This window comes from Mesorhizobium sp. ZC-5 (genome assembly GCF_025753855.1).
Classification (GTDB): Bacteria; Pseudomonadota; Alphaproteobacteria; order Rhizobiales; family Rhizobiaceae; genus Neomesorhizobium.
The window spans coordinates 177,012-198,616 of the sequence record NZ_JAOWPT010000002.1; the positions used below are offsets into that span (position 1 = coordinate 177,012).

At 63.4% G+C, this 21,605-nt stretch carries 22 protein-coding genes; 15 read left to right on the top strand and 7 right to left on the bottom strand.

All coding sequences use genetic code 11. From position 1 onward, the window contains the following. Positions 1–10: 10 nt before the first annotated feature. The 4 genes from mtaB to OHD58_RS03970 form a co-directional block, all read right to left on the bottom strand. Complete coding sequence (gene mtaB / locus OHD58_RS03955) at positions 11–1,294, bottom strand: tRNA (N(6)-L-threonylcarbamoyladenosine(37)-C(2))-methylthiotransferase MtaB (RefSeq protein ID WP_263801762.1); 1,284 nt, start codon at positions 1,292–1,294, stop codon at positions 11–13. Beyond that, positions 1,294–2,175 (bottom strand): diaminopimelate epimerase, encoded by an 882-nt coding sequence (gene dapF / locus OHD58_RS03960; protein ID WP_263801763.1) that lies wholly within the window; start codon positions 2,173–2,175, stop codon positions 1,294–1,296. Before dapF ends, mtaB begins: the two co-directional genes overlap by 1 nt. Before the next feature lie 80 nt (positions 2,176–2,255). Further along, on the bottom strand, positions 2,256–2,417 hold the full coding sequence (locus OHD58_RS03965; protein ID WP_263801764.1) for a DUF1328 domain-containing protein: 162 nt from the start codon (positions 2,415–2,417) through the stop codon (positions 2,256–2,258). 81 nt (positions 2,418–2,498) lie between these two features. Further along, entirely contained in the window at positions 2,499–3,527 is a 1,029-nt protein-coding gene (locus OHD58_RS03970) for an MBL fold metallo-hydrolase (protein WP_263801765.1), read from the bottom strand. A gap of 155 nt (positions 3,528–3,682) precedes the next feature. Here OHD58_RS03970 and OHD58_RS03975 point away from each other — a divergent pair, with 155 nt between their 5' ends. The 14 genes from OHD58_RS03975 to lpdA all read left to right on the top strand — a co-directional run bounded on the left by OHD58_RS03975 (position 3,683) and on the right by lpdA (position 18,899). After that, positions 3,683–5,119 (top strand): hypothetical protein, encoded by a 1,437-nt coding sequence (locus OHD58_RS03975; protein WP_263801766.1) that lies wholly within the window; start codon positions 3,683–3,685, stop codon positions 5,117–5,119. Between the two features lie 40 nt (positions 5,120–5,159). Further along, positions 5,160–5,603, top strand: coding sequence for a hypothetical protein (locus OHD58_RS03980; protein ID WP_263801767.1), 444 nt, complete (start codon positions 5,160–5,162; stop codon positions 5,601–5,603). Positions 5,604–5,746: 143 nt separating this feature from the next. Then, a complete protein-coding gene (locus OHD58_RS03985) occupies positions 5,747–6,271 on the top strand; it encodes a protease inhibitor Inh/omp19 family protein (protein ID WP_263801768.1) in 525 nt (174 codons plus the stop codon). A gap of 45 nt (positions 6,272–6,316) precedes the next feature. Next, entirely contained in the window at positions 6,317–7,501 is a 1,185-nt protein-coding gene (zapE, locus tag OHD58_RS03990) for a cell division protein ZapE (RefSeq protein WP_263801769.1), read from the top strand. 244 nt (positions 7,502–7,745) lie between these two features. After that, positions 7,746–8,714 carry a malate dehydrogenase gene (gene mdh / locus OHD58_RS03995; protein ID WP_263801770.1) on the top strand — a complete coding sequence of 323 codons (969 nt, stop codon included), beginning with the start codon at positions 7,746–7,748 and terminating at the stop codon, positions 8,712–8,714. A 12-nt stretch (positions 8,715–8,726) separates the two neighbouring features. Then, on the top strand, positions 8,727–9,920 hold the full coding sequence (gene sucC, locus OHD58_RS04000; protein WP_263801771.1) for an ADP-forming succinate--CoA ligase subunit beta: 1,194 nt from the start codon (positions 8,727–8,729) through the stop codon (positions 9,918–9,920). 4 nt (positions 9,921–9,924) lie between these two features. Continuing rightward, complete coding sequence (locus OHD58_RS04005) at positions 9,925–10,296, top strand: cupin domain-containing protein (RefSeq protein WP_263801772.1); 372 nt, start codon at positions 9,925–9,927, stop codon at positions 10,294–10,296. Between the two features lie 8 nt (positions 10,297–10,304). Beyond that, complete coding sequence (gene sucD / locus OHD58_RS04010; protein ID WP_263801773.1) at positions 10,305–11,201, top strand: succinate--CoA ligase subunit alpha; 897 nt, start codon at positions 10,305–10,307, stop codon at positions 11,199–11,201. A 142-nt stretch (positions 11,202–11,343) separates the two neighbouring features. Then, positions 11,344–14,331: a 2-oxoglutarate dehydrogenase E1 component gene (locus OHD58_RS04015; RefSeq protein ID WP_263801774.1), complete on the top strand. Its 2,988-nt coding sequence runs from the start codon at positions 11,344–11,346 to the stop codon at positions 14,329–14,331. Between the two features lie 35 nt (positions 14,332–14,366). Next, positions 14,367–15,677, top strand: a complete 1,311-nt coding sequence (odhB, locus tag OHD58_RS04020; RefSeq protein WP_263801775.1) for a 2-oxoglutarate dehydrogenase complex dihydrolipoyllysine-residue succinyltransferase — start codon at positions 14,367–14,369, stop codon at positions 15,675–15,677. Between the two features lie 36 nt (positions 15,678–15,713). Continuing rightward, positions 15,714–16,118 carry an MAPEG family protein gene (locus OHD58_RS04025; protein WP_263801776.1) on the top strand — a complete coding sequence of 135 codons (405 nt, stop codon included), beginning with the start codon at positions 15,714–15,716 and terminating at the stop codon, positions 16,116–16,118. 123 nt (positions 16,119–16,241) lie between these two features. Further along, positions 16,242–16,715 carry a hypothetical protein gene (locus OHD58_RS04030; protein WP_263801777.1) on the top strand — a complete coding sequence of 158 codons (474 nt, stop codon included), beginning with the start codon at positions 16,242–16,244 and terminating at the stop codon, positions 16,713–16,715. Then, positions 16,712–17,467 carry an SDR family oxidoreductase gene (locus OHD58_RS04035; protein WP_263801778.1) on the top strand — a complete coding sequence of 252 codons (756 nt, stop codon included), beginning with the start codon at positions 16,712–16,714 and terminating at the stop codon, positions 17,465–17,467. The genes OHD58_RS04030 and OHD58_RS04035 overlap by 4 nt, the downstream gene beginning before the upstream one ends. Before the next feature lie 25 nt (positions 17,468–17,492). Then, positions 17,493–18,899: a dihydrolipoyl dehydrogenase gene (lpdA, locus tag OHD58_RS04040; protein ID WP_263801779.1), complete on the top strand. Its 1,407-nt coding sequence runs from the start codon at positions 17,493–17,495 to the stop codon at positions 18,897–18,899. 78 nt (positions 18,900–18,977) lie between these two features. On the opposite strand, the gene OHD58_RS04045 is transcribed toward lpdA, so the two are convergent. Together OHD58_RS04045 and OHD58_RS04050 are read right to left on the bottom strand one after the other, a co-directional pair. After that, a complete protein-coding gene (locus OHD58_RS04045) occupies positions 18,978–19,490 on the bottom strand; it encodes a hypothetical protein (protein WP_263801780.1) in 513 nt (170 codons plus the stop codon). A gap of 138 nt (positions 19,491–19,628) precedes the next feature. Beyond that, complete coding sequence (locus OHD58_RS04050) at positions 19,629–19,826, bottom strand: hypothetical protein (protein ID WP_263801781.1); 198 nt, start codon at positions 19,824–19,826, stop codon at positions 19,629–19,631. A 168-nt stretch (positions 19,827–19,994) separates the two neighbouring features. Here OHD58_RS04050 and OHD58_RS04055 point away from each other — a divergent pair, with 168 nt between their 5' ends. Further along, entirely contained in the window at positions 19,995–20,498 is a 504-nt protein-coding gene (locus OHD58_RS04055; protein WP_263801782.1) for a DUF2867 domain-containing protein, read from the top strand. On the opposite strand, the gene OHD58_RS04060 is transcribed toward OHD58_RS04055, so the two are convergent. After that, positions 20,474–21,538 (bottom strand): TraB/GumN family protein, encoded by a 1,065-nt coding sequence (locus tag OHD58_RS04060; RefSeq protein ID WP_263801783.1) that lies wholly within the window; start codon positions 21,536–21,538, stop codon positions 20,474–20,476. The two genes, OHD58_RS04055 and OHD58_RS04060, sit on opposite strands and share 25 nt — an antisense overlap. Between the last annotated feature and the right edge of the window lie 67 nt (positions 21,539–21,605).

Genomic DNA, 21,605 nt, shown 5'->3' on the forward strand with positions numbered 1-21,605 from the left:
GTCGGTCCGTCTAGGCGGCTTGCAGGGCAAGCGGCGCGGCGATGAGGCGTTGCCCGTCATGGCCGGTCACCGTCGCCTCGACGATCTCGCCGGGGGCGCCGGCGGCGATCGCGGCGAGGGTGAAGCCTTCGGTGCGGCCAAGACCGTCACGCTCGATCAGGATGCGCTGCCGGGTGCCTGCGAGTCCGCCGAGGTGTTTCCGGTAGGCGGCCTCGCCCGCTGCGCGCAGGCGCGCCGCGCGTTCCTTGATGACGGTGCGCGAAAGCTGCGGCATGCGCGCGGCCGGCGTGCCCTCGCGCGGCGAGAACGGGAAGACGTGCAGGTGCGTCAGCCCGCATTCCTCGACGATCTTCAGCGAGTTCTCGAACATCTCTTCGGTTTCGGTGGGGAAACCGGCAATGATGTCGGCACCGAAGACGATGTCGGGACGCAGCTTGCGCACGTCCTCGCAGAAGCGAATGGAATCGTCACGCAGATGCCGGCGCTTCATGCGCTTCAGGATCATGTCATCGCCGGCCTGCAGCGACAGATGCAGGTGCGGCATCAGGCGCGGTTCGGTGGCGATGGCGTCGAGCAGGTCGTCGTCCGCCTCGATGGAATCGATCGATGACAGCCGCAGCCGGCGCACGTCGGGAACCTGCCTGAGGATTGTCTTCACCAGTCTGCCGAGTTTCGGTGCGCCGGGCAGGTCGGCGCCGTAGCTGGTCATGTCGACGCCGGTCAGTACGATTTCAGCGTAGCCGTTGCCGGCCAGCCGCTTCACCTGCTCAACGACAGCGCCCATCGGTACCGACCGCGAATTGCCGCGGCCGTAAGGAATAATGCAGAAGGTGCAGCGGTGGTCGCAGCCGTTCTGTACCTGGACGAAGGCGCGCGCGCGGCCCTCGATCGCGTCGACCATGTGCGACGCGGTCTCCTTCACCGACATGATTTCGTTGACGCGCGCCTTCTCGGTATCGTTGACGCCGAAATCCGGCAGCGCGCGATAGGAGTTGGACTTCAGCTTCTCTTCGTTGCCGAGCACAAGGTCGACCTCATCCATCGCAGTGAAGGCGGCCGGATCGGTCTGGGCGGCGCAGCCGGTGACGATAATGCGGGCGTTGGGATTGTCGCGGCGCGCCTTGCGGATCGACTGCTTGGCCTGCCGCACGGCTTCGCCGGTGACCGCACAGGTGTTGAAGATGACGGCGCCGTTCTTCAGCGCGCCGAGACCGGCGGTCTCGGCTTCACGGCGCATCACCTCGGATTCGTAGGTGTTCAGCCGGCAGCCGAAGGTGACGATCTCCACCGCCATCAGGCGACGTCCTGGCGGTCGCGTGCCCAGCCGCCGGTAGCCGGATCGAAGGTGCCGGAAAACTCCCATTCCGCCGGGCCGGTCATGACGACGTGGTCGTCGTCGCGCCATTCGACCCTGAGCGGGCCGCCGGGAACCGTCACGGTCACGGCCCGGTCCGTGCGGTTGGTGCGAGCGGCGCTCACAGCCGTCGCGCATGCGGCGGAACCGCAGGCCTTGGTCAGACCGGCGCCGCGCTCCCAGGTGCGGATGGTGATCGCGTCGCGCGACGTCACCTGCGCGATGGTAATGTTGGCGCGCTCCGGAAAGATCGGGTGGTTTTCGAGCAGCGGGCCGAAACGGTCTAGCTCATAGGACCAGACATCGCGGTCGACCCAGAAAACGGCATGCGGATTGCCCATCGACACCGCTGACGGCGAATGCAGCACGGGAGCGTCGATCGGACCGATCTGCAGTTCGATCATGCGGGTATCGCGGAACTCTTCCGCGAGCGGGATTTCCTGCCAGCCGAAACGCGGCGTCCCCATGTCGACGGAGATCAGACCGTCAGCGTGCTCCTCGGCGTTCAGGATGCCCGCGATGGTCTCGAAAGTGAATATCTTCTGCCCGGTCTCGGCTGCCAGCGCCTGAACCACGCACCGCATGCCGTTGCCGCAGGCCTGCGCCATCGAGCCGTCCGAGTTGATGATCTCGATATAATTGAAAGTGCCCGGCGTTCGCGCATCATGGATCGCCATGATCTGGTCGAACCGGGTCGCCGGATCGGCATTCAGCGTGACCGCAGCCGCGGGCGACACGCGATCGGCACGACCACGCATGTCGGCAACGATGATTTCGTTGCCGAGCCCGTTCATCTTGGCGAATTGTGCCGCGCCTGCCATCGATCCAGAGGTCTCATGTCCGTTTGGCGCCTATATGGCGGAAACGGTCATGAATTACCAGTGGAAGCGGCCGCGGCCGCTCAGGCTATGGCGACGATGCCGAAGATGACCAGCAGGAACAGGATCAGCACGATGCCGATCAGGATTTGCGCGCCGGTTGCCGCAGCGCCGGCCAGCCTCCCGAAGCCGAGCAGGCTCGCCACTGCCGCGATGACGAGAAGAATGAGAATCCATTTGATCATCTGATGAATGCCTCCGGCTTGCCTGACGAAATACGCTTCATCGGCAACGCGGAAACCGGAATTCCGGTTCCGTCGAGCCGTTCAGCCTTCCGGTACGTCCCACACCTCGCCAGGCTGCATCGGCCGGAACCGGTCCTGCGGCACGCCATGGGCGGCAAGCGCCTCGACAAGCTTCTGGCGCGGCTCGTCGATCGGCTCGTTGGTGAGCTGGAAGGTGCCCCAATGGCAGCCGGCAGCGTTTTCGGCGCGGCACAGCAGCATGCCGCGCACCGCTTCGTCGGGGTTCTGGTGCTGGCTCTCCATGAACCAGCGCGGTTCGTAGGCGCCGATCGGCAGGATAGCGAGCCGGAAGCGGCGATGTTTCCGGGCCATCAGTCGGTAGTTGAAGCCGGCATGGAACCCGGTGTCGCCGGCGAAATAAACCTTCCCGGCGGCGGTTTCGAGGACGAAACCGCACCACAGCGCCATCCGGCGGTCCCTTGTGCCGCGTGCCGACCAATGGTGCACCGGCTCGATATGTACGATCGCGCCGCCGGCAAGCTTCACCCTGCCGCCCCAGTCGTGCACCGAGATGCGCATATCGGGAATGGCCGCGTGGATGATCCTGTCATTGCCGAGTGGCGTCACCACCAGCGGATCGTGCTCCCGTTTGAGCCGTTTCAGCGTGGCGAGATCGAGATGGTCGTAGTGATTGTGGCTGAGCAGCACCGCGTCGATCGGCGGCAGGTCGGCGAAAGCGATGCCCGGCGGGTTGACCCGCTTCGGCCCAGCAAAGGAGAGCGGCGAAACGCGCTCTGACCAGACCGGGTCGGTGAGAATATTCAGCCCGGCGATCTGCACCAGCGTCGAAGCGTGGCCAACCATGGTGACCCGCAGCCCGCTTCCGGAAACGCGCGGCTTGGGCTTCGCCGGCGGAAACGGGCTTGGCCACACGATGGGCCATTTGGCGCGGCCGCCGCCGAACTGCCATTTCAGCAGGTCGACGAAACGGCCTGGCGGCCTGCCGTCCGGGTTGAAGAAGACACGTCCGTCGAAATGATCCGAAGCCGGCCCATCGAAATAGGAGTTGCGCCGCAGTGGCCGTCTTGTCCGCGCAACACTCTCGGCCAATGCTGCCACTCCAAGCGGTTCCAGGATGTCGTCAACGTTCCATAGCCTCATATTGTAAAATTAGGAGAGGCGGACACTTTGCCAAGCGGCAGGTTGCTCGATATGCCAGCCCTGCGTTTCCATGTATCATCTGCCATATCAACGGGGGCTACGTCATGCGCTGGTTGGCTTTTCTGGCGGCGGTCGGACTGACGACATCGATTTCGGTCGCACAGGCGCAGGACCGGCCACCCGATGCCTGCGTTCACGCGCCGACCATCGTGACCGTGGCGGATTTCCTTTTGACCGAACCGGTGACAAAGCCGAACTTCTGGCGTGACCGGGCAGGCGATGACGCGGCCTACCTGAAAATCCGCTACGGTGGCATGACTTATGCCGAAGGTTCCGAATTGCTCGCGTCGCTGGAAAAGCGCAGCCACCCGCCGCAACGTATCCTCGAACTCAAGCTCGCTTATGCAAAATCTGCGGACCGCGCGGCAATGCTCGCCGAAATTTCGCCGCAGCCGAGCATCGGCTCCGTGGTGCCATTGCTTGGCGAATCGGCGTGGCGGGCGCTTGCCGTCGAGGATGGCGGCGACTGGCTGTTGGGCGAGTTGAAGCGCTGGAAGGCAGCCAATCCCGAGCGCTTCGACCAGTCGCCGATCCATCGGCAACTTCCTGTCGCGATCATCGATCTCGACGATGAAACGAAGACCAAGCTTGCAAACCGTGCCGAGGAAGCCGGATTGGCGATGCTGGCGTACAATCTCTACGCCACGAAGCAGGACTTGAGCGATCTCGTTGGATTTATCGACCGCAACCCGGCGTCCGGGAACGGCACGCCGGCCGAGCTACGCGAGAGCTCAATCCGTTTCGCGCTGACGTTGGCCGACTTGTTGCCGGCCCTCGACATGACGAAGCAGCCTCCCGAAATTCAAGCGGTGGATGCCAAGCGCGGCTACAAGACGATGATGCAGCCGTTCTGGCCGCTGGTCCGGCAGTTTCCGCCCGCCACGATGCTGCTCACCGTGCTCAACCAGACAGGCGAACGGCGCATCGGCACGGAGTTGGCGGCTGAAATGCTGACCGAGATCGACGCGGAAAGGCTCGATCCGGTGAACAGACCCGACGCGGTATTCGCCGCTATGGTGGCGAGGCTCGACAAGGTCCTCGGCCCCGAAACGAGAATGAAGCAACTGGCGAGCTTCCGCTCTGTCGCTGCCGGCGAGCAGAACGAAACGGCGGCTGCAGTCGTTGACAGGGCAATCGCGCGCCTTGCACTGGCGCCATTCGTGCTTGGCACTACAGACGAAGCGCCGGCGCGCCCGGCATCGCTTACGAAGGAATTTCCATGGGACCAGTGGGGCTCCGTGGCGAAGACCGTCCATGATGGTGCTGCATCGGGCGAAGGCGACCGGCTGGTGGCAGCCGAACTGCTGATCGGCGCCGACCGCGCGGCGGAAGCGCTGGCGTTGTTGCAGGCCGATGCCGACTGGCAGCCCGCACAACGTCGTGCCCATGCGCTGCTTCACGATCTGGATCGCCGCTGCGGTGGACTGCTCCGCCATCCGGCGCCGTTTTCGGAGACGCTCTATCGGTTCGGGCCACGCTAGGGCAAACATCTGGGAGATACGAAATCCTGGAAACCACCTGATGGCGAAGAGGCGGACAAAAGAACCGTGGATGAAGGCGGCCGACTTCGGCCGCTCTCTGCCGCGCGGCATCGGCATCAATCTCCTGGTGCCGGAGATCGTGCCGATGGAGATTTTCTGCCGCACCGTGCTTGGCGCCAATACGATCTATGCGGATGAGGATTTCGCTGCGATCGAGTTGCAGGGATCGGTATTCATGCTCCATGCCGACCACTCGTATCTCGATCACGAGATGACGGGAGTGGTGGCGGGAAACGACGTCCGCGGCATCGGTGTCGAAATTCGCATCTACGGCGCCGATCCGGACAGGATCGAGGCAAGGGCGCGCGAGCGGGACCATGTCGTCCTGGCGGCCTCGGTTGACAAGCCGCATGGCCTGCGCGAATGCCATGTCGTCGGGCCGAGCGGCTACGTCTTCGTCCCGAGCAAGGCGATCCACAGCTGAACCATTGCGTTGCTTAATTGCAACAATTTTTCGGCGGAAACTCTATTTTAACCACACCCGGTTGAAATCTCCCAAACATCGCCACTTTTATGGCGCTGGGACTGGCGGGCGGCGCGCTTTGCGCACCACGGAGGTTGGATATCATGGCTTTTTCGAAGACTGGCCTTTTGGCAGTGACACTTCTGTCACTCGCTGCGGCCGGATGCCAGAGCGAGCGCATGTCGTCGCTCGATAGCCGTCCAGCGCCGTTGCCCGCGGCGCCGGCAGGCACGGTCACCGGCAATCAGCTGCCGCCGCCGGCTTCTCCCAATCCTTCGCAGTTCCCGGCGGCACCCGAGCAGCAGGTCGCCGCGGTTCCACCGATGACAGCACCACCCGCGACCGCACCCGACATCAGCGCGGGTGGCGTCGCCGGCGTCTGGACGGCCTCCGTTTCCGGGCAAAGCTGCAAGGTAGCGACACCGCAGACCAAATTCGGTGCTGGTTTCCGCGCCGGACCGCTGCGCTGCCCGGCGCCGATCGATGGCGTGAAATCGTGGAATGTAGCCGGCAAGCAGCTGACGCTGCACGATGCCAACGGTTCGGTGCTGGCGCGGCTCTACTCGTCCGGCCCCGAAAAATTCGACGGCCAGACCGAAAGCGGCGTGGCGATCTCTCTCTCCCGCTAAGCCATCGCTTCCATATTTCCAGCCCGTCACGCAGAAGAATGACCAATGCACCTGCGTGACGGAATCCAGACGCATCCCTCCGTCGCGCAGCGCTACCGCCATCTCGTCGAGCTTGGCGAAATCGCCAGCGATCCGGCGCAACTGGCCGTTGCCGCCGCGCTCGACCGGCTGATCGGCGAAATCGCCGGCAAGCGGCTCGCGGCAAAGTCCAGCGCACTGGGCTGGCTGTTCGGCAAGAACCGTGCGGCAGAACCGGTCAGGGGGCTTTACATCCACGGCGGTGTCGGCCGCGGCAAGACCATGCTGATGGACATGTATTTCGATCTGGTGCCGGTCCGCCGCAAGCGGCGCATACACTTCAACGCCTTCATGGCCGATGCGCAGGATCGTATCCAGAAGCACCGGCAGGCAAGGAAGAATGGAACCGTCAAGGAAGACGACCCGATCCCGCCCGTCGCCAGGGAACTCGCCAGGGAAGCCTGGGTCCTGTGCTTCGACGAGTTTTCAGTCACCGACATCGCCGACGCGATGATCCTGTCGCGGCTGTTTTCCGTGCTTTTCGCCGAAGGCGTCGTGCTGGTGGCAACCTCCAACGTCGCGCCTGACGATCTCTACCGCGACGGCCTGAACCGGAAGCTGTTCCTGCCGTTCGTCGATCTTCTGAAGCGATACACCGACGTTCTGGCTCTCGATGCCGGCAAGGACTACCGGCTCGACAGGTTCAACCATCTGCCGGTCTACATGACGCCCGGCGGCCCTGACACCGACCGCAAGATGGATGACGCCTGGGACGCGGTCAGCCATGGCTTCACCGAGCAAGCCGCCGAAGTGGTCGTCAAGGGTCGCCATGTCCCGGTGCCGAGGGCTGCGGGCGCCTCGGCGCGCTTCACCTTTGCCGATCTCTGCGAAAAGCCGCTTGCGGCGCGCGACTACCTGGCGATCGCCGCGCAATACGATACGGTCTTCATCGATCACGTCCCGGTGTTGTCCGAAGCGCATCGCAACGAGGCCAAGCGCCTCATCCTGCTTATCGACACGCTCTATGACCGGCAGATCCGCCTGGTGATGAGCGCCGATGCGCCTCCCGGGGAGCTCTATCAGGGCAAGCGCGGCACCGAGGCCTTCGAGTTCCAGCGTACGGCATCGCGGTTGATGGAGATGCAGAGCAAGGACTGGCTCGATGCCTGGACCGCGAGGCATTCCAGCAAGAGTTCTCGGCCGGAAGGATGAAGACAGCTGCCATCCGGCTGATCCTGACCTGCCAGATCACTCATCCAAACTTTGACGTTTACGTAAATCCCGAATGGTCTAACCGATTGAAATAGTTAGATCGAAAATAATCGTTTGAATTTTTCTCCGCATGGGCCTAACTGAGCGGCGAAATTCTGGCCGCATCCCTGTTCCATTCTGGCCTAAACACTCTCCTCCGGCGCCGTCATTGCCCGGTCACAGATCATAAGGGAAAACATCCAACATGGCACGTAGCAAGATCGCCCTCATCGGCTCCGGCATGATCGGCGGCACCCTCGCCCACCTGATCGGCCTCAAGGAACTCGGCGACGTCGTCATGTTCGACATCGCGGAGGGCATACCGCAGGGCAAGAGTCTCGACATCGCCGAATCCTCCCCTGTCGAGGGCTTCGATGCGCGCTACACCGGCGTCAACGACTATGCCGCGATCGAGGGTGCGGATGTCTGCATCGTCACCGCCGGCGTGCCACGCAAGCCCGGCATGAGTCGCGACGATCTCCTCGGCATCAACCTCAAGGTGATGGAGCAGGTGGGCGCCGGCATCAAGAAATACGCGCCGAAATCCTTCGTTATCTGCATTACCAACCCGCTCGACGCTATGGTGTGGGCGCTGCAAAAATTCTCCGGCCTGCCGAAGAGCCATGTCGTCGGGATGGCCGGCGTGCTGGATTCGGCCCGCTTCCGGTATTTCCTTGCCGAGGAGTTCAAGGTGTCGGTCGAGGATGTTTCGGCGATGACGCTCGGCGGCCACGGCGACGACATGGTGCCGCTGGTGCGGTACTCGACTGTCGCCGGCATCCCGCTGCCCGACTTGATCAAGATGGGCTGGACCACGAAGGAGAAACTCGACGCGATCGTGGAGCGCACCCGCAAGGGAGGCGGTGAGATCGTGGCACTGCTCAAGACGGGTTCCGCCTATTACGCGCCGGCTTCGTCGGCGATCCAGATGGCCGAGGCCTATCTCAAGGACAAGAAGCGTGTGCTGCCGGCGGCGGCGCACCTCTCCGGCCAGTACGGCGTCAAGAACATGTATGTCGGCGTGCCGACGGTGATCGGCGCCGGCGGCATCGAGCGGGTCATCGAGATCGACCTCAACAAGGCCGAGCAGAAGATGTTCGACAATTCGGTCAACGCGGTCGCCACGCTGTGCGAAGCCTGCGTCAAGATCGCGCCAAACCTCGCCTCGAAATAAGGACGGCCGCTCATGAACATCCACGAATACCAGGGCAAGCAACTCCTCAAGTCCTACGGACTGCCGGTCGCCGACGGCGTCGCCATCTTCAAGGCCAGTGAGGCCGAGGCGGCGGCAAAGAGCCTTCCCGGTCCGCTCTATGTGGTGAAGAGCCAGATCCATGCCGGCGGCCGCGGCAAGGGCAAGTTCAAGGAACTCGGGGCTGATGCCAAGGGCGGCGTTCGGCTGGCGAAGTCGATCGAGGACGTCGTCGTCAACGTCAAGGAGATGCTCGGCAACACGCTCGTCACCAAGCAGACCGGGCCGGCCGGCAAGCAGGTCAACCGCCTCTATATCGAGGACGGCGCTGACATCGACCGCGAGCTCTATCTGTCGCTTCTCGTCGACCGCACCGTTGGCCGCATCGCCTTCGTCGTCTCGACGGAGGGCGGCATGGACATCGAGGGCGTGGCGCATGACACCCCGGAAAAGATCGTCACCCTGGCGATCGATCCCGAAGCTGGCGTGACCGACAAGGATGTGGCGACGCTCGGCAAGGCGCTGAAGCTCGAAGGTGCGGCGGCGGAAGACGCCAAAATGATCTTCCCGACGCTTTACAAAGCCTTCGTCGAGAAGGACATGAGCCTGCTGGAAGTCAATCCGCTGATCGTCATGAAGAACGGCCGCATGCGGGTGCTGGATGCCAAGGTCTCGTTCGACGGCAACGCTGAATTCCGCCATCCCGAACTCGCCGAACTCCGCGATCTTTCCGAGGAGGACGACAAGGAGATCGAGGCGTCGAAATACGACCTCGCCTATGTGGCGCTCGACGGTAACATCGGCTGCATGGTCAATGGCGCCGGGCTTGCCATGGCGACGATGGACATCATCAAGCTCTACGGCGCCGAGCCGGCGAACTTCCTCGATGTCGGCGGCGGCGCCAGCAAGGAGAAGGTCACGGCGGCCTTCAAGATCATCACCGCCGATCCGGCCGTGAAGGGCATCCTGATCAACATCTTCGGCGGCATCATGAAGTGCGACGTCATTGCCGAAGGCGTCATCGCCGCAGTGAAGGAGGTCGGGCTGAAGGTTCCGCTTGTGGTGCGCCTCGAAGGCACCAACGCCGATCTCGGCAAGAAGATCATCAACGAGAGCGGACTGAACGTCGTTTCGGCCGACAACCTCGACGACGCCGCCAAGAAGATCGTCGCGGCGGTGAAGGGCTGAGCGAGTGCCTCCGCGCAAGATAAACCTCGTCGAAGCGGCGGACCGGACGATCGGGAAGGTCTTCGATCCTCATGTTGCCGGCGACGTCAACGACAGCCAGGCGAAGGTCGCCAAGTTCGGCGAAGTGTTCGACTGGCATGCGCATGAAAACGAGGACGAGGCATTCCTCGTCCTGCGCGGAAAAATCGCCATCGATTTTCGCGACGGGCCGGTCGAGCTCGGTGAAGGCGACTTCATCGTGGTGCCGCGCGGCGTAGAGCACCGGCCGCGTTCGTTGACGCTCGAACCGGTTGTGCTGATGTTCGAGCCGGCGACGACACTCAATACCGGCAACGCCGAAAGCAATCTCACCGTCACAGATTTGAAGCGGCTTTAGGAGCCTCCATGTCCATTCTCGTAGATAAGAACACCAAGGTTCTCGTGCAGGGCCTGACTGGCAAGACCGGCTCTTTCCACACGGAACAGGCCCTGGCCTATCACGGCACCCAGATGGTTGGCGGCATCCACCCCAAGAAGGGTGGCGAGAAGTGGGACGGCAGCCACCCGCTGCCGATCTTTGCGACCGTCGCCGAGGGCAAGGCTGCGACAGGGGCGAACGCGTCTGTCGTCTATGTGCCGCCGGCAGGCGCCGCGGCGGCGATCATCGAGGCCATCGAGGCCGAAATCCCGCTGATCGTCTGCATCACCGAGGGCATCCCGGTGCTCGACATGGTCAAGGTCAAGGCAAAGCTCGACAAGTCTAAGTCGCGGCTGATCGGCCCCAACTGCCCCGGCGTCGTGACGCCCGACCAGTGCAAGATAGGCATCATGCCCGGCAACATCTTCCGCAAGGGTTCGGTGGGCGTTGTTTCGCGCTCGGGAACGCTTACCTATGAGGCAGTGTTGCAGACGACGAACGAAGGCCTCGGCCAGTCGACCGCGGTCGGCATTGGCGGCGACCCGGTCAAGGGCACCGAATTCATCGACATGCTCGAGATGTTCCTTGCCGACGACGAGACCAAGTCGATCATCATGATCGGCGAGATCGGCGGTTCGGCCGAGGAGGACGCGGCGCAGTTCATCCGCGACGAGGCCAAGCGCGGCCGCAAGAAGCCGATGGCCGGCTTCATTGCCGGGCGCACGGCTCCGGCCGGCCGCACGATGGGCCACGCGGGCGCGGTGATCTCGGGCGGCAAGGGCGGCGCGGAAGACAAGATCGCAGCAATGGAAGCGGCCGGCATCCGCGTCTCGCCATCGCCGGCGCGGCTGGGAACCACCCTGGTCGAGGCGATCAAAGGTTAGGCGAATAGGGAATGGTGAGTAGCGAATAGTGAATGGAAGAAGGCAGGGCGGAGCATAAAGGCGACGCAATCCCTACTCACTACTCCCTATTCGCTACTCACTTTCTGATAAAGGAGACGGAGCCCAAAACTCCGACATGAGAATGGCACGACAAGATCAGGCCAACGACCAGTTTTCCCTCACCTCTTTCCTCTACGGCGGCAATGCCGACTACATCGAGGATCTCTACGCCCGCTACAAGGAGGACGCGTCCTCGGTCGGCATGGAGTGGCAGGATTTCTTCGGCGCGTTGCAGGACGATGCCGCCGATGTGAAGAAGAATGCCGAAGGCGCGTCCTGGACGCAGCCCAACTGGCCGGTGGTCGCCAATGGCGAACTGGTTTCGGCGCTGGATGGCGACTGGGGCGGCGTCGAGAAGCATTTCGAGAAGAAGCTCAAGGAAAAGGCGACCAACGGCGTAGCCGTCATTTCGGATGCCGATGTGCTTCGGGCAACGCGCGATTCGGTACGCGCCATCATGATGATCCGCGCCTACCGCATGCGCGGCCACCTGCACGCCGCGCTCGATCCGCTCGGTCTTGCCAAGCCGCTCGAGGACTACAACGAACTGTCGCCGGAGGCCTATGGCTTCACGGCGGAGGATTACGACCGCCGCATCTTCATCGACAAGGTGCTCGGGCTCGAATACGCCACCATCCGCGAGATGCTGGATATCCTGAAGCGAACCTATTGTTCGACGCTTGGCGTCGAATTCATGCACATCTCCGATCCGAAGGAGAAGGCCTGGATCCAGGAACGCATCGAAGGGCAGGACAAGGGCGTCGCCTTCACCGCGCCCGGCAAGAAGGCGATCCTGCAGAAGCTGGTCGAGGCCGAAGGCTTCGAGCAGTTCATCGACGTGAAGTACAAGGGTACCAAGCGTTTCGGCCTCGACGGCGGTGAATCGCTGATCCCCGCGCTCGAGCAGATCATCAAGCGCGGCGGCGCCATGGGCATGAAGGAGATCGTGCTCGGCATGGCGCATCGCGGCCGGCTGAACGTGCTTTCCCAGGTGATGGCCAAGCCGCATCGCGCCATCTTCCACGAGTTCAAGGGCGGCTCCTACGCACCCGACGACGTCGAAGGCTCGGGCGACGTGAAGTACCATCTGGGTGCTTCCTCGGACCGCGAGTTCGACGGCAACAAGGTGCACCTGTCGCTGACCGCCAACCCCTCGCACCTCGAGATTGTCGATCCCGTGGTGATGGGCAAGGCGCGCGCCAAGCAGGACCAGCTTTTCGGCCGCAAGCGCGAGGAACAGGTGCCGCTCGAGGAGCGTGCAAAAGTGCTGCCGCTCCTGCTGCACGGTGATGCCGCCTTCGCCGGCCAGGGCGTCATCTCCGAGATTCTGGGCCTGTCGGGCCTACGCGGCCACCGCGTCGCGGGCACGCTGCACTTTATCATCAACAACCAGATCGGCTTCACCACCAACCCGCGTTTCTCGCGCTCGTCGCCCTATCCGTCGGATGTCGCCAAGATGATCGAGGCGCCGATCTTCCACGTCAACGGCGACGATCCGGAAGCCGTGGTCTACGCTGCCAAGGTGGCGACGGAATTCCGCATGACGTTCCACAAGCCGGTGGTCGTCGACATGTTCTGCTACCGCCGCTTCGGCCACAACGAAGGCGACGAACCGGCATTCACCCAACCGATCATGTACCGCAAGATCCGCACCCAGCGGTCGACGGGACAGATCTATGCCGACAAGCTGATCGCCGAAGGTCTGCTGTCGGAAAGCGAATACGAAAAGATGAAGGCCGACTGGCGCGCTCATCTCGAATCGGAATGGGAAGTCGGCCAGCAGTACAAGCCCAACAAGGCCGACTGGCTGGACGGCGCCTGGTCGGGTCTCAGGACCGCCGATAATCAGGACGAACAGCGCCGCGGCAAAACCGCGGTGCCGGTGAAGATCCTCAAGGAACTCGGCAAGAAGCTGACCGAGGTGCCTGGCGATTTCGAGGCCCACAAGACGATCGGCCGCTTCCTCGAAACACGCCGCAAGATGATCGAGTCCGGCGAAGGCATCGACTGGTCGACCGGCGAAGCGCTGGCCTTCGGCTCGATCCTGCTCGACGGCAATCCGATCCGGCTTTCGGGACAGGATTCCGAGCGCGGCACGTTCTCGCAGCGCCATTCGGTGCTCTACGATCAGCGCGACGAACGACGCTACATCCCGCTCAACAATCTTTCGGCGGCGCAGGCCAATTTCGAAGTCATCAACTCGATGCTTTCGGAAGAGGCGGTGCTCGGCTTCGAATACGGCTATTCGCTGGCCGAGCCCAACGCGCTGACCTTGTGGGAGGCGCAGTTCGGCGACTTCGCGAACGGCGCGCAGGTGGTGTTCGACCAGTTCATCTCGTCGGGAGAACGCAAGTGGCTGCGCATGTCGGGGCTCGTCTGCCTGTTGCCGCATGGCTATGAAGGACAGGGACCGGAGCACTCCTCGGCCCGCCTCGAGCGGTTCCTGCAGCTCTGCGCCGAAGACAACATGCAGGTCGTCTATCCGACCACGCCGGCGAACTACTTCCACAGCCTGCGCCGGCAGTTGAAGCGCGATTTCCGCAAGCCGCTGATCGTCATGACGCCGAAGTCGCTGCTGCGCCACAAGCGGGCGGTGTCGACGATCGCCGACATTTCGGGCGAAAGTTCATTCCACCGGCTGTTGTGGGACGACGCGCAACTGCTCAAGGACCAGCCCATCAAGCTGGTGAAGGATTCGAAGATCCGTCGCGTCGTGCTCTGCTCGGGCAAGGTCTATTATGACCTCTACGAGGAGCGCGAGAAGCGCGGCATCAACGACATCTACCTGCTGCGTGTCGAACAGCTCTACCCGTTCCCTGCCAAGGCGCTGATCACCGAACTGTCGCGCTTCCGTGGCGCGGAGATGGTTTGGTGCCAGGAGGAGCCCAAGAACATGGGCGCCTGGTCGTTCATCGATCCGTATCTGGAGTGGGTGCTCGCCCATATCGATGCCAAGCACCAGCGTGTCCGCTACACCGGCCGGCCGGCGGCGGCTTCACCGGCGACGGGCCTGATGTCGAAGCATCTTGCCCAGTTGCAGGCTTTCCTCGACGACGCGCTCGGCGAATGATCTAACCGTAGACAAACAACGGACAGAGAGAACCCATGGCTACCGAAATCCGCGTTCCCACCCTTGGCGAATCGGTCTCCGAGGCAACCATCGGAAAGTGGTTCAAGAAGGTGGGCGATGCCATCGCCGCCGACGAGCCGCTGGTGGAACTCGAGACCGACAAGGTGACGGTGGAAGTGCCTGCACCCGCGGCCGGAACGCTGTCCGAAATTTCGGCCAAGGAAGGCGAGACCGTCGGCCTCGGCGCACTGCTCGGCACCATCGGCGAGGGTGGCGGTGCGGCCGCCAAGCCGGCGGCCAAGGAAGCCAAGCCGGACGCCGTGGCACAGGCGGCAGGCAGCGCCGGTGCGGAGACGGTGAAGGAGGCCGTCGAGAAGACCGGCGAGATCGCAGGTGATACGCCGATCGAGGAGAAGAAGCCGGCCGGCAAGACGGAGATGCCGCCGGCGCCGGCCGCTGCGAAGCTTCTGGAAGAGAGCAATGTTTCCGCCGATCAGGTCGCCGGCGCCGGCAAGCGCGGCCAGGTGCTGAAGGGCGACGTGCTGCAGGCGATCGCGCAGGGCGCGCCCTCGCAGCCGGCGGAGACGCCGAAAGCAGTAGCGTCTGCGCCTGTCGCGGCGCGCGCGCCGTCATCGGCCGACGATGCGTCACGCGAGGAACGCGTTCGCATGACCAAGTTGCGCCAGACCATCGCGCGCCGGCTGAAGGAGGCACAGTCGACCGCCGCCATGCTGACCACCTTCAACGAGGTGGACATGAAGGCGGTGATGGACCTGCGCACCAAATACAAGGATGTGTTCGAGAAGAAGCACGGCGTGAAGCTCGGCTTCATGGGCTTCTTCACCAAGGCGGTGACGCACGCGCTGAAGGAAGTGCCGGCGGTGAATGCCGAGATCGACGGCACCGACATCATCTACAAGAACTACGCCCATATCGGCGTCGCCGTCGGTACCGACAAGGGTCTTGTCGTGCCGGTGGTGCGCAATGCCGACCAGATGTCGATCGCCGAGATCGAGAAGGAGATCGGCCGGCTGGGTCTTGCCGCGCGCGACGGCAAGCTCACCGTCGCCGACATGCAGGGCGGCACCTTCACCATCTCGAACGGCGGCGTCTACGGCTCGCTGATGTCGACGCCGATCCTCAACGCGCCGCAGTCCGGCATTCTCGGCATGCACAAGATCCAGGAGCGCCCGGTCGTGGTCGGCGGCCAGATCGTCATCAGGCCGATGATGTACCTTGCAGTGAGCTACGATCACCGCATCGTTGACGGCAAGGAAGCGGTGACCTTCCTTGTCCGGGTCAAGGAGAGCCTTGAGGATCCGGAGCGTTTGGTGCTTGATCTCTGAGTCGCGGCCCGCTTGGGGCCGCCGAGGGAGGCTCATATGGAAGCAGCAGCCGCATCGACGGAAATCTGGGTTCTGGGCTGGAGTGTTGCACTCCTGATCGTGCAGGTGATCGTTCAGGCGTGCGCCACGTACGATCTGGGACCAAAATATCTTTTCAGCCCGCGCGACGAAGGTCGCGTTTCGCGCAGCATCGTCGCCGGACGGCTGTCGCGTGCGTTGCGCAATCTTCTTGAAACCTATCCGGCCTTCATCGCCCTGGTGCTGGCGCTGGCGGTCACGGGAAAGACCGGCGGCATCGCTGCAACCGGTGCCGTGCTGTGGCTTGTCGCACGTGTCCTTTATGTCGTCGTCTACGCTACCGGAACGCCGGTGGTACGGACTTTGATCTGGTTTGCATCGATCATCGGGCTATTGCTGATGCTCGTGCGATTGATGTCCTGAGCGCGATCCAGAACCATGCCAGATGGACGGCCCGGCGATCAGTGTCTGACGGATGTTCCGATCCACGGTGAGCGACCCGAAAGAAAGGGCGCTTCCCGTGGGGTGACGTCGGTTGCCGGGTGCATGGCGCTGGCCATTGGGCTTGCCGCCGCCTTTCCCGCACAGGCTGCCTGCCCGATGGCGCTTGCTGTTTACGGCGAGCGCGCCGAACTTGCGGGCATCGACTTCCGGCCGAACGGCGACGCAGCCACTGTCACCAACACATTCAAGATGTGGGTTGGCAGCGGAGTCCTGCTCGACGGAATCGTGATGTGGACGGACGAGCCGGCGCGGTCGCTCGGCATGCTGATGCACAAATGCCCGGAGGGCGACGTCACCGGCGAAGAACTCGCCGCCTGCACGCTCTGGCAGGGCGTGGTTTACACCGCCGACGGCCAGGGCAATATCGGCCTCGTCCCGAAGCATGATGAGGCAGCGCCCGAAAGGCTGATCTTCCCGGATCTCGGCCCGGCGCTCAGGCAGTCGGCGATCTTCGGCGCGAACGGCTTCACCAAGGAGCCGTGGGATGTCTTCCAGTTGAAAGGCTGCCAGGAATGAGCGATGGCGGAAAGACAATTCTGGTGACCGGCGGCGGGCGCGGCATCGGCGCGGCTGTTTGCAGGTTTGCCGCCGAGGCGGGTTATCGTGTCGCGGTCAACTACGCCTCCAATGAAACGGCTGCCGCCACGCTTGTGCAGGCAATCGAGGCCAAGGGCGGCGAGGCCTTTGCCATCAAGGGCGATGTCGGCAGCGAAGCCGACGTGCTGGCGATGTTCGCGGCGGTCGACAGCCGGTTCGGCGGGCTTGATGCACTGGTCAACAATGCCGGCGTCGTCGACCGCAAGGCGCGCATCGACGAGATGAGCCTCGCCAGGCTTGAGCGCATGATGCGCATCAACGTCATCGGCTCGCTGCTGTGCGCCCGCGAGGCGGTCAAGCGCATGTCGACGAAGCACGGCGGCAAAGGCGGCGCCATCGTCAACGTCTCCTCCGTCGCGGCCGTGCTCGGAGGCCCTGGCGAATATGTCGACTACGCCGCCTCGAAAGGTGCGATCGATACATTCACCATAGGCCTTGCCAAGGAGGTCGCCACCGAAGGAATCCGCGTCAATGCCGTCCGGCCGGGCATTATCGACACCGAGATCCACGCTTCCGGCGGCCAGCCGGACCGCATCGCCGCGATGCGCGATTTCGTGCCCATGAAGCGCGAAGGAACCGCCGACGAGATCGCAAGAACGATCCTTTGGCTTTTGTCGAATGAGGCATCCTATATAACGGGTGCCCTGCTGAATGCGAGCGGCGGCCGCTGACCGCCAGGCAAGAAGGATTTTACTCATGGCTTACGACGTCGTTGTCATCGGAACCGGCCCTGGCGGCTATGTGTGCGCCATCAAGGCGGCACAGCTCGGCCTGAAGACGGCCGTGGTCGAGAAGCGCCCGACCCACGGCGGCACCTGCGTCAACGTCGGCTGCATCCCGTCCAAGGCCTTGCTGCATGCCTCCGAGATATTTGCCGAGGCCGGCCATTCCTTCGAGGCGCTGGGTGTCGAGGTCGGCAAGCCGAAACTCAACCTGAAGCAGATGTTGGCGCACAAGACCCAGACGGTCGATCAGAACACCAAGGGTCTCGATTTCCTGATGAAGAAGAACAAGATCGACGTGCTGCGCGGTATCGGCAAGATCGTTGCCGCCGGCAAGGTTTCGGTCACCGGCGAGGACGGCAAGAGCCAGGAGGTCGAGACCAGGAACATCGTCATCGCCACCGGCTCCGATGTCGCCGGCATTCCGGGCGTCGAGGTCGCCTTCGACGAGAAGGTGATCGTCTCATCGACCGGCGCGCTCGACTTCGCGAAAGTGCCGGCCACGATGATGGTGGTCGGCGGCGGCGTCATCGGGCTGGAACTCGGGTCGGTCTGGGCGCGCCTCGGCGCCAAGGTGACCGTGGTTGAATACCTCGACACCATCCTCGGCGGCATGGATGGCGAGGTGGCCAAGCAGTTCCAGCGCATGCTTGCCAAGCAGAACATCGAATTCAAGCTCGGCGCCAAGGTGACCGGCGTCGAGAAATCGAAGAAGGGTGCGACGGTGACGTTCGAGCCGGTCGCCGGCGGCGGCGCCGAGAAGGTCGAGGCCGATGTGGTTCTGGTCGCGACCGGCCGCAAGCCTTACACGGAAGGGCTGGGTCTCACCGAGGCCGGCGTCGAGCTCGACGAGCGCGGCCGGGTGAAGACCGACGCGCACCTCAAGACCAACGTCGCCGGCATCTACGCGATCGGCGACGTGATCGCCGGGCCGATGCTCGCCCACAAGGCCGAGGACGAAGGCGTCGCAGTGGCGGAGATCATCGCCGGACAGGCCGGCCATGTGAACTACGATGTCATTCCGAGCGTCGTCTACACCAGCCCTGAAGTCGCTTCGGTCGGCAAGACCGAAGAGGAGCTGAAAAAGGCGGGCGTCGAATACAAGGCCGGCAAGTTCCCGTTCAGCGCCAACGGGCGCGCGCGCGCCATGCTGCATACGGATGGTTTCGTGAAGATCCTTGCCGACAAGGCGACCGACCGGGTGCTGGGCGGGCATATTGTCGGCTTCGGCGCCGGCGAGATGATCCACGAAATTGCGGTGCTGATGGAGTTCGGCGGCTCGTCGGAAGACCTGGCACGGACTTGTCACGCACACCCGACCATGTCGGAAGCGGTCAAGGAAGCCGCTTTGGCGACGTTCGCAAAGCCGATCCACATCTAGACACCCATTCAGACAAGGCAAAACGGCCCGCATATGCGGGCCGTTTGTTTTACGCAAACTCAGATACGCGTACTCGACTTACTGAGCCGGTGCCGGTGCCGGTTCCGTAGGAGCGGGTGCCGGGGCCGGCTCGGCAGGAGCTGTCGCATCCGGTGCCGGGGCAGGCGCATCGGCAGGAGGCGTTGCGGGCTCCGTAGCTGCAGGAGGCGTCGCAGGCTCGGTGGCCGGCGGCGTTGCAGGCTCCGTCGCTGCCGGCGGAGTCGCGGGTTCAGTCGCCGCGGGAGGCGTCGCAGGTTCAGTCGTTGCGGGCGGCGTTGCCGGTTCCGTGGTCGTTGCGGGCGGCGTCGCTTCGTCTGTTGTCGTGGTGGTACCGCCGGCGAACATGAAATAGGCCACGACGGCAAGCACCGCGATGACGGCGGCGATCAGGACACCGGTGCTGCCGCCAGACGATGTCTGGACGACGGTCCGGTTGTCGCTGCGTGGATCGGCTGCTGACGGATACGGATTTGGGTTCAACGGATCGGCATCCGCTGGAGGAATAGGATTGAGCGGATCACGGGGATCCGTGTTGCGGGCAGGGCTGGCCATTGCGGTTTCTCCGTTGTTACGCTGCCACCACAACGCGCGAAACGGAAAACGGTTTCATTTCGGCCCGAAACAGATAACGGACCAAACCAAATGCCTGCGTGCGTCAGCACACAGGCATCGCCAAAAACGCGATGGTATCTATTCGGCCAGATCGGCCGGAGCGGTTGCCGGTTGCTCGACCGGTACTGGTACGGTGACCGGCGTGGATTGCATTTCGCTGGTGGTGATGCTCGCCACGACCGTCTGGTCGACCTTGGCGGAACGCTGGAACTCGCATGCCGATGCGCTCGAAAGGCCAAGGCCAAGAGCGGCGGCAAGAACAAGAATTCTGGTCATGCTCATCTCCTCGCTGTTGCTGCAACATTGGAATGCTAACAGAAGGGGAGAGGTCACGCCAAATCACGCTTTGCGTGAACAAAGCCCCGCGCTCACGGCGACGTTTGGCCACGTTGTACGTCTTCCATGCCAGATGGAAGATACGGTAATCCGAGGAAAGATGTCCGCATGAGGCCGATCTCCATACCCTTTCCAAACCCTGATCGGATACTTGCCGGCGCACAATTTGCCGACAGCTACTGGCTGATCGCCGACGGCCTCCACCTCGATGCCGTCAGCGCCACCCGACGGGTAATGGGCCGGACACCCGGCTGGATCACTGTCCTGATGGCGATACGCAACGTCATCGTGCGGCCATTCGGGCTGAAAACCGAACTCGGCAGCACCGCATTCCGCGACGCCATCGGCCTGTTTCCCGTCGTCGGCAAATCGGCAAGCCGCGTCGTCCTCGGTTTCGATGACAGGCATCTCGATTTCCGCGTCGTGGTCGACGTGAACGAGCTTGGTGCGGGCCGGCAGGAAGTGGCCGTTTCGACGGCGGTCAAGACCCACAACCTGCTCGGCAGAGCCTACCTGGCGGTGGTGAAGCCGTTTCACCGGCTCATCGTGCCGGCGATGCTGGCGCAGGTTCTGACCGGCGACGATAGTCAGCCGGCCGGCGTCACCGTGTAGCCGTCCTTGCGGAACAGCTCGATCAGCCCTTCCGGCCCCGGCAGATGCAAGGCGCCGACCGCCATGAAGGCGTTGCCCCTGGCAAGGATTGGTTCGGCCCGCTCGACCATCGTCTTGTTGCGCGCCTTGATCATGGTTTCTTCGAACGCGGCATAACCGGCCTCGTCCTGGTTTTCGCTCGGCAGAGCCGCCTTGAACAGCGGCCAGAAGGTGCCGGTATCGCCATTGACGTAAAGCACGATCATCGTCTCGATAACGTCGTCGATACGGTCGCCGAGTTTCAGCGTATCGACCAGGCCCTGCACATGGAAATCCATCGGCAGCGAAGCCATCGCCTCGAGCTGGCTGATCGCGGTTTCCAGCCCCTCGATCGATTTCCCGGCGGCCTTCGCGTCGTCGGCGATCTTGACGTCCAGCACCGGCGCGCCGCCGGCCTGGCGGGCCAGTTCGCAGGCCGGAAGCGCCAGCATCGCCGACAGCATCCACGGCTTCATCTTGGCGACGCTTGCCGGTGGAATGCCGCGCGCGTCGAGCGCCTTGTTGACGCCGTCGACCTCCTGCGGCGGCAGCAGCGACGTCAGCGTGGTACCGTCCGTGAACATGGTCAGTTCCGGCTTCGTCATCAGCGCCGCCATCATCTTGGTCTTGTCGAGGACGTCCGTCGTCTCGATTACCACGGTGGCCGAGGCGTCGAAGGCCTCGCGTGCCGCCGGCGTCAGGCTGGTCACGCGCGGATCTGTCATGTGCATGGTGCCGAACAGGTAGGATGTCTGCCCATCCTTCTCGATCTTCCAGAGCAGGCCCTTGCCGTTCAGCGTCTTTTCGGCGTCCGCGCGGATCGCGGCAAGCGCGGCAGGATCGGATTTCGCCATTTCCGCCATCATGTCGCTGCCGGTGCAGGTCGGCAGTTCGGCGCGTGCCTTGCCGGTGGCCAGCGCCATCATGGCGAGGAAGGAGATCAGGAACAGGACATTGACCGCCGCGAGCAGCTTCAGCGACAGGGTGGCCGCACGGTCGGCGATGGTCATGGCGCGCTTCATGGCGCGATTCCTAGGCGCAAAAAGCGGCAAAACCGTTAACCTCCGGCCGAGAATTGTCTCGGCTGGC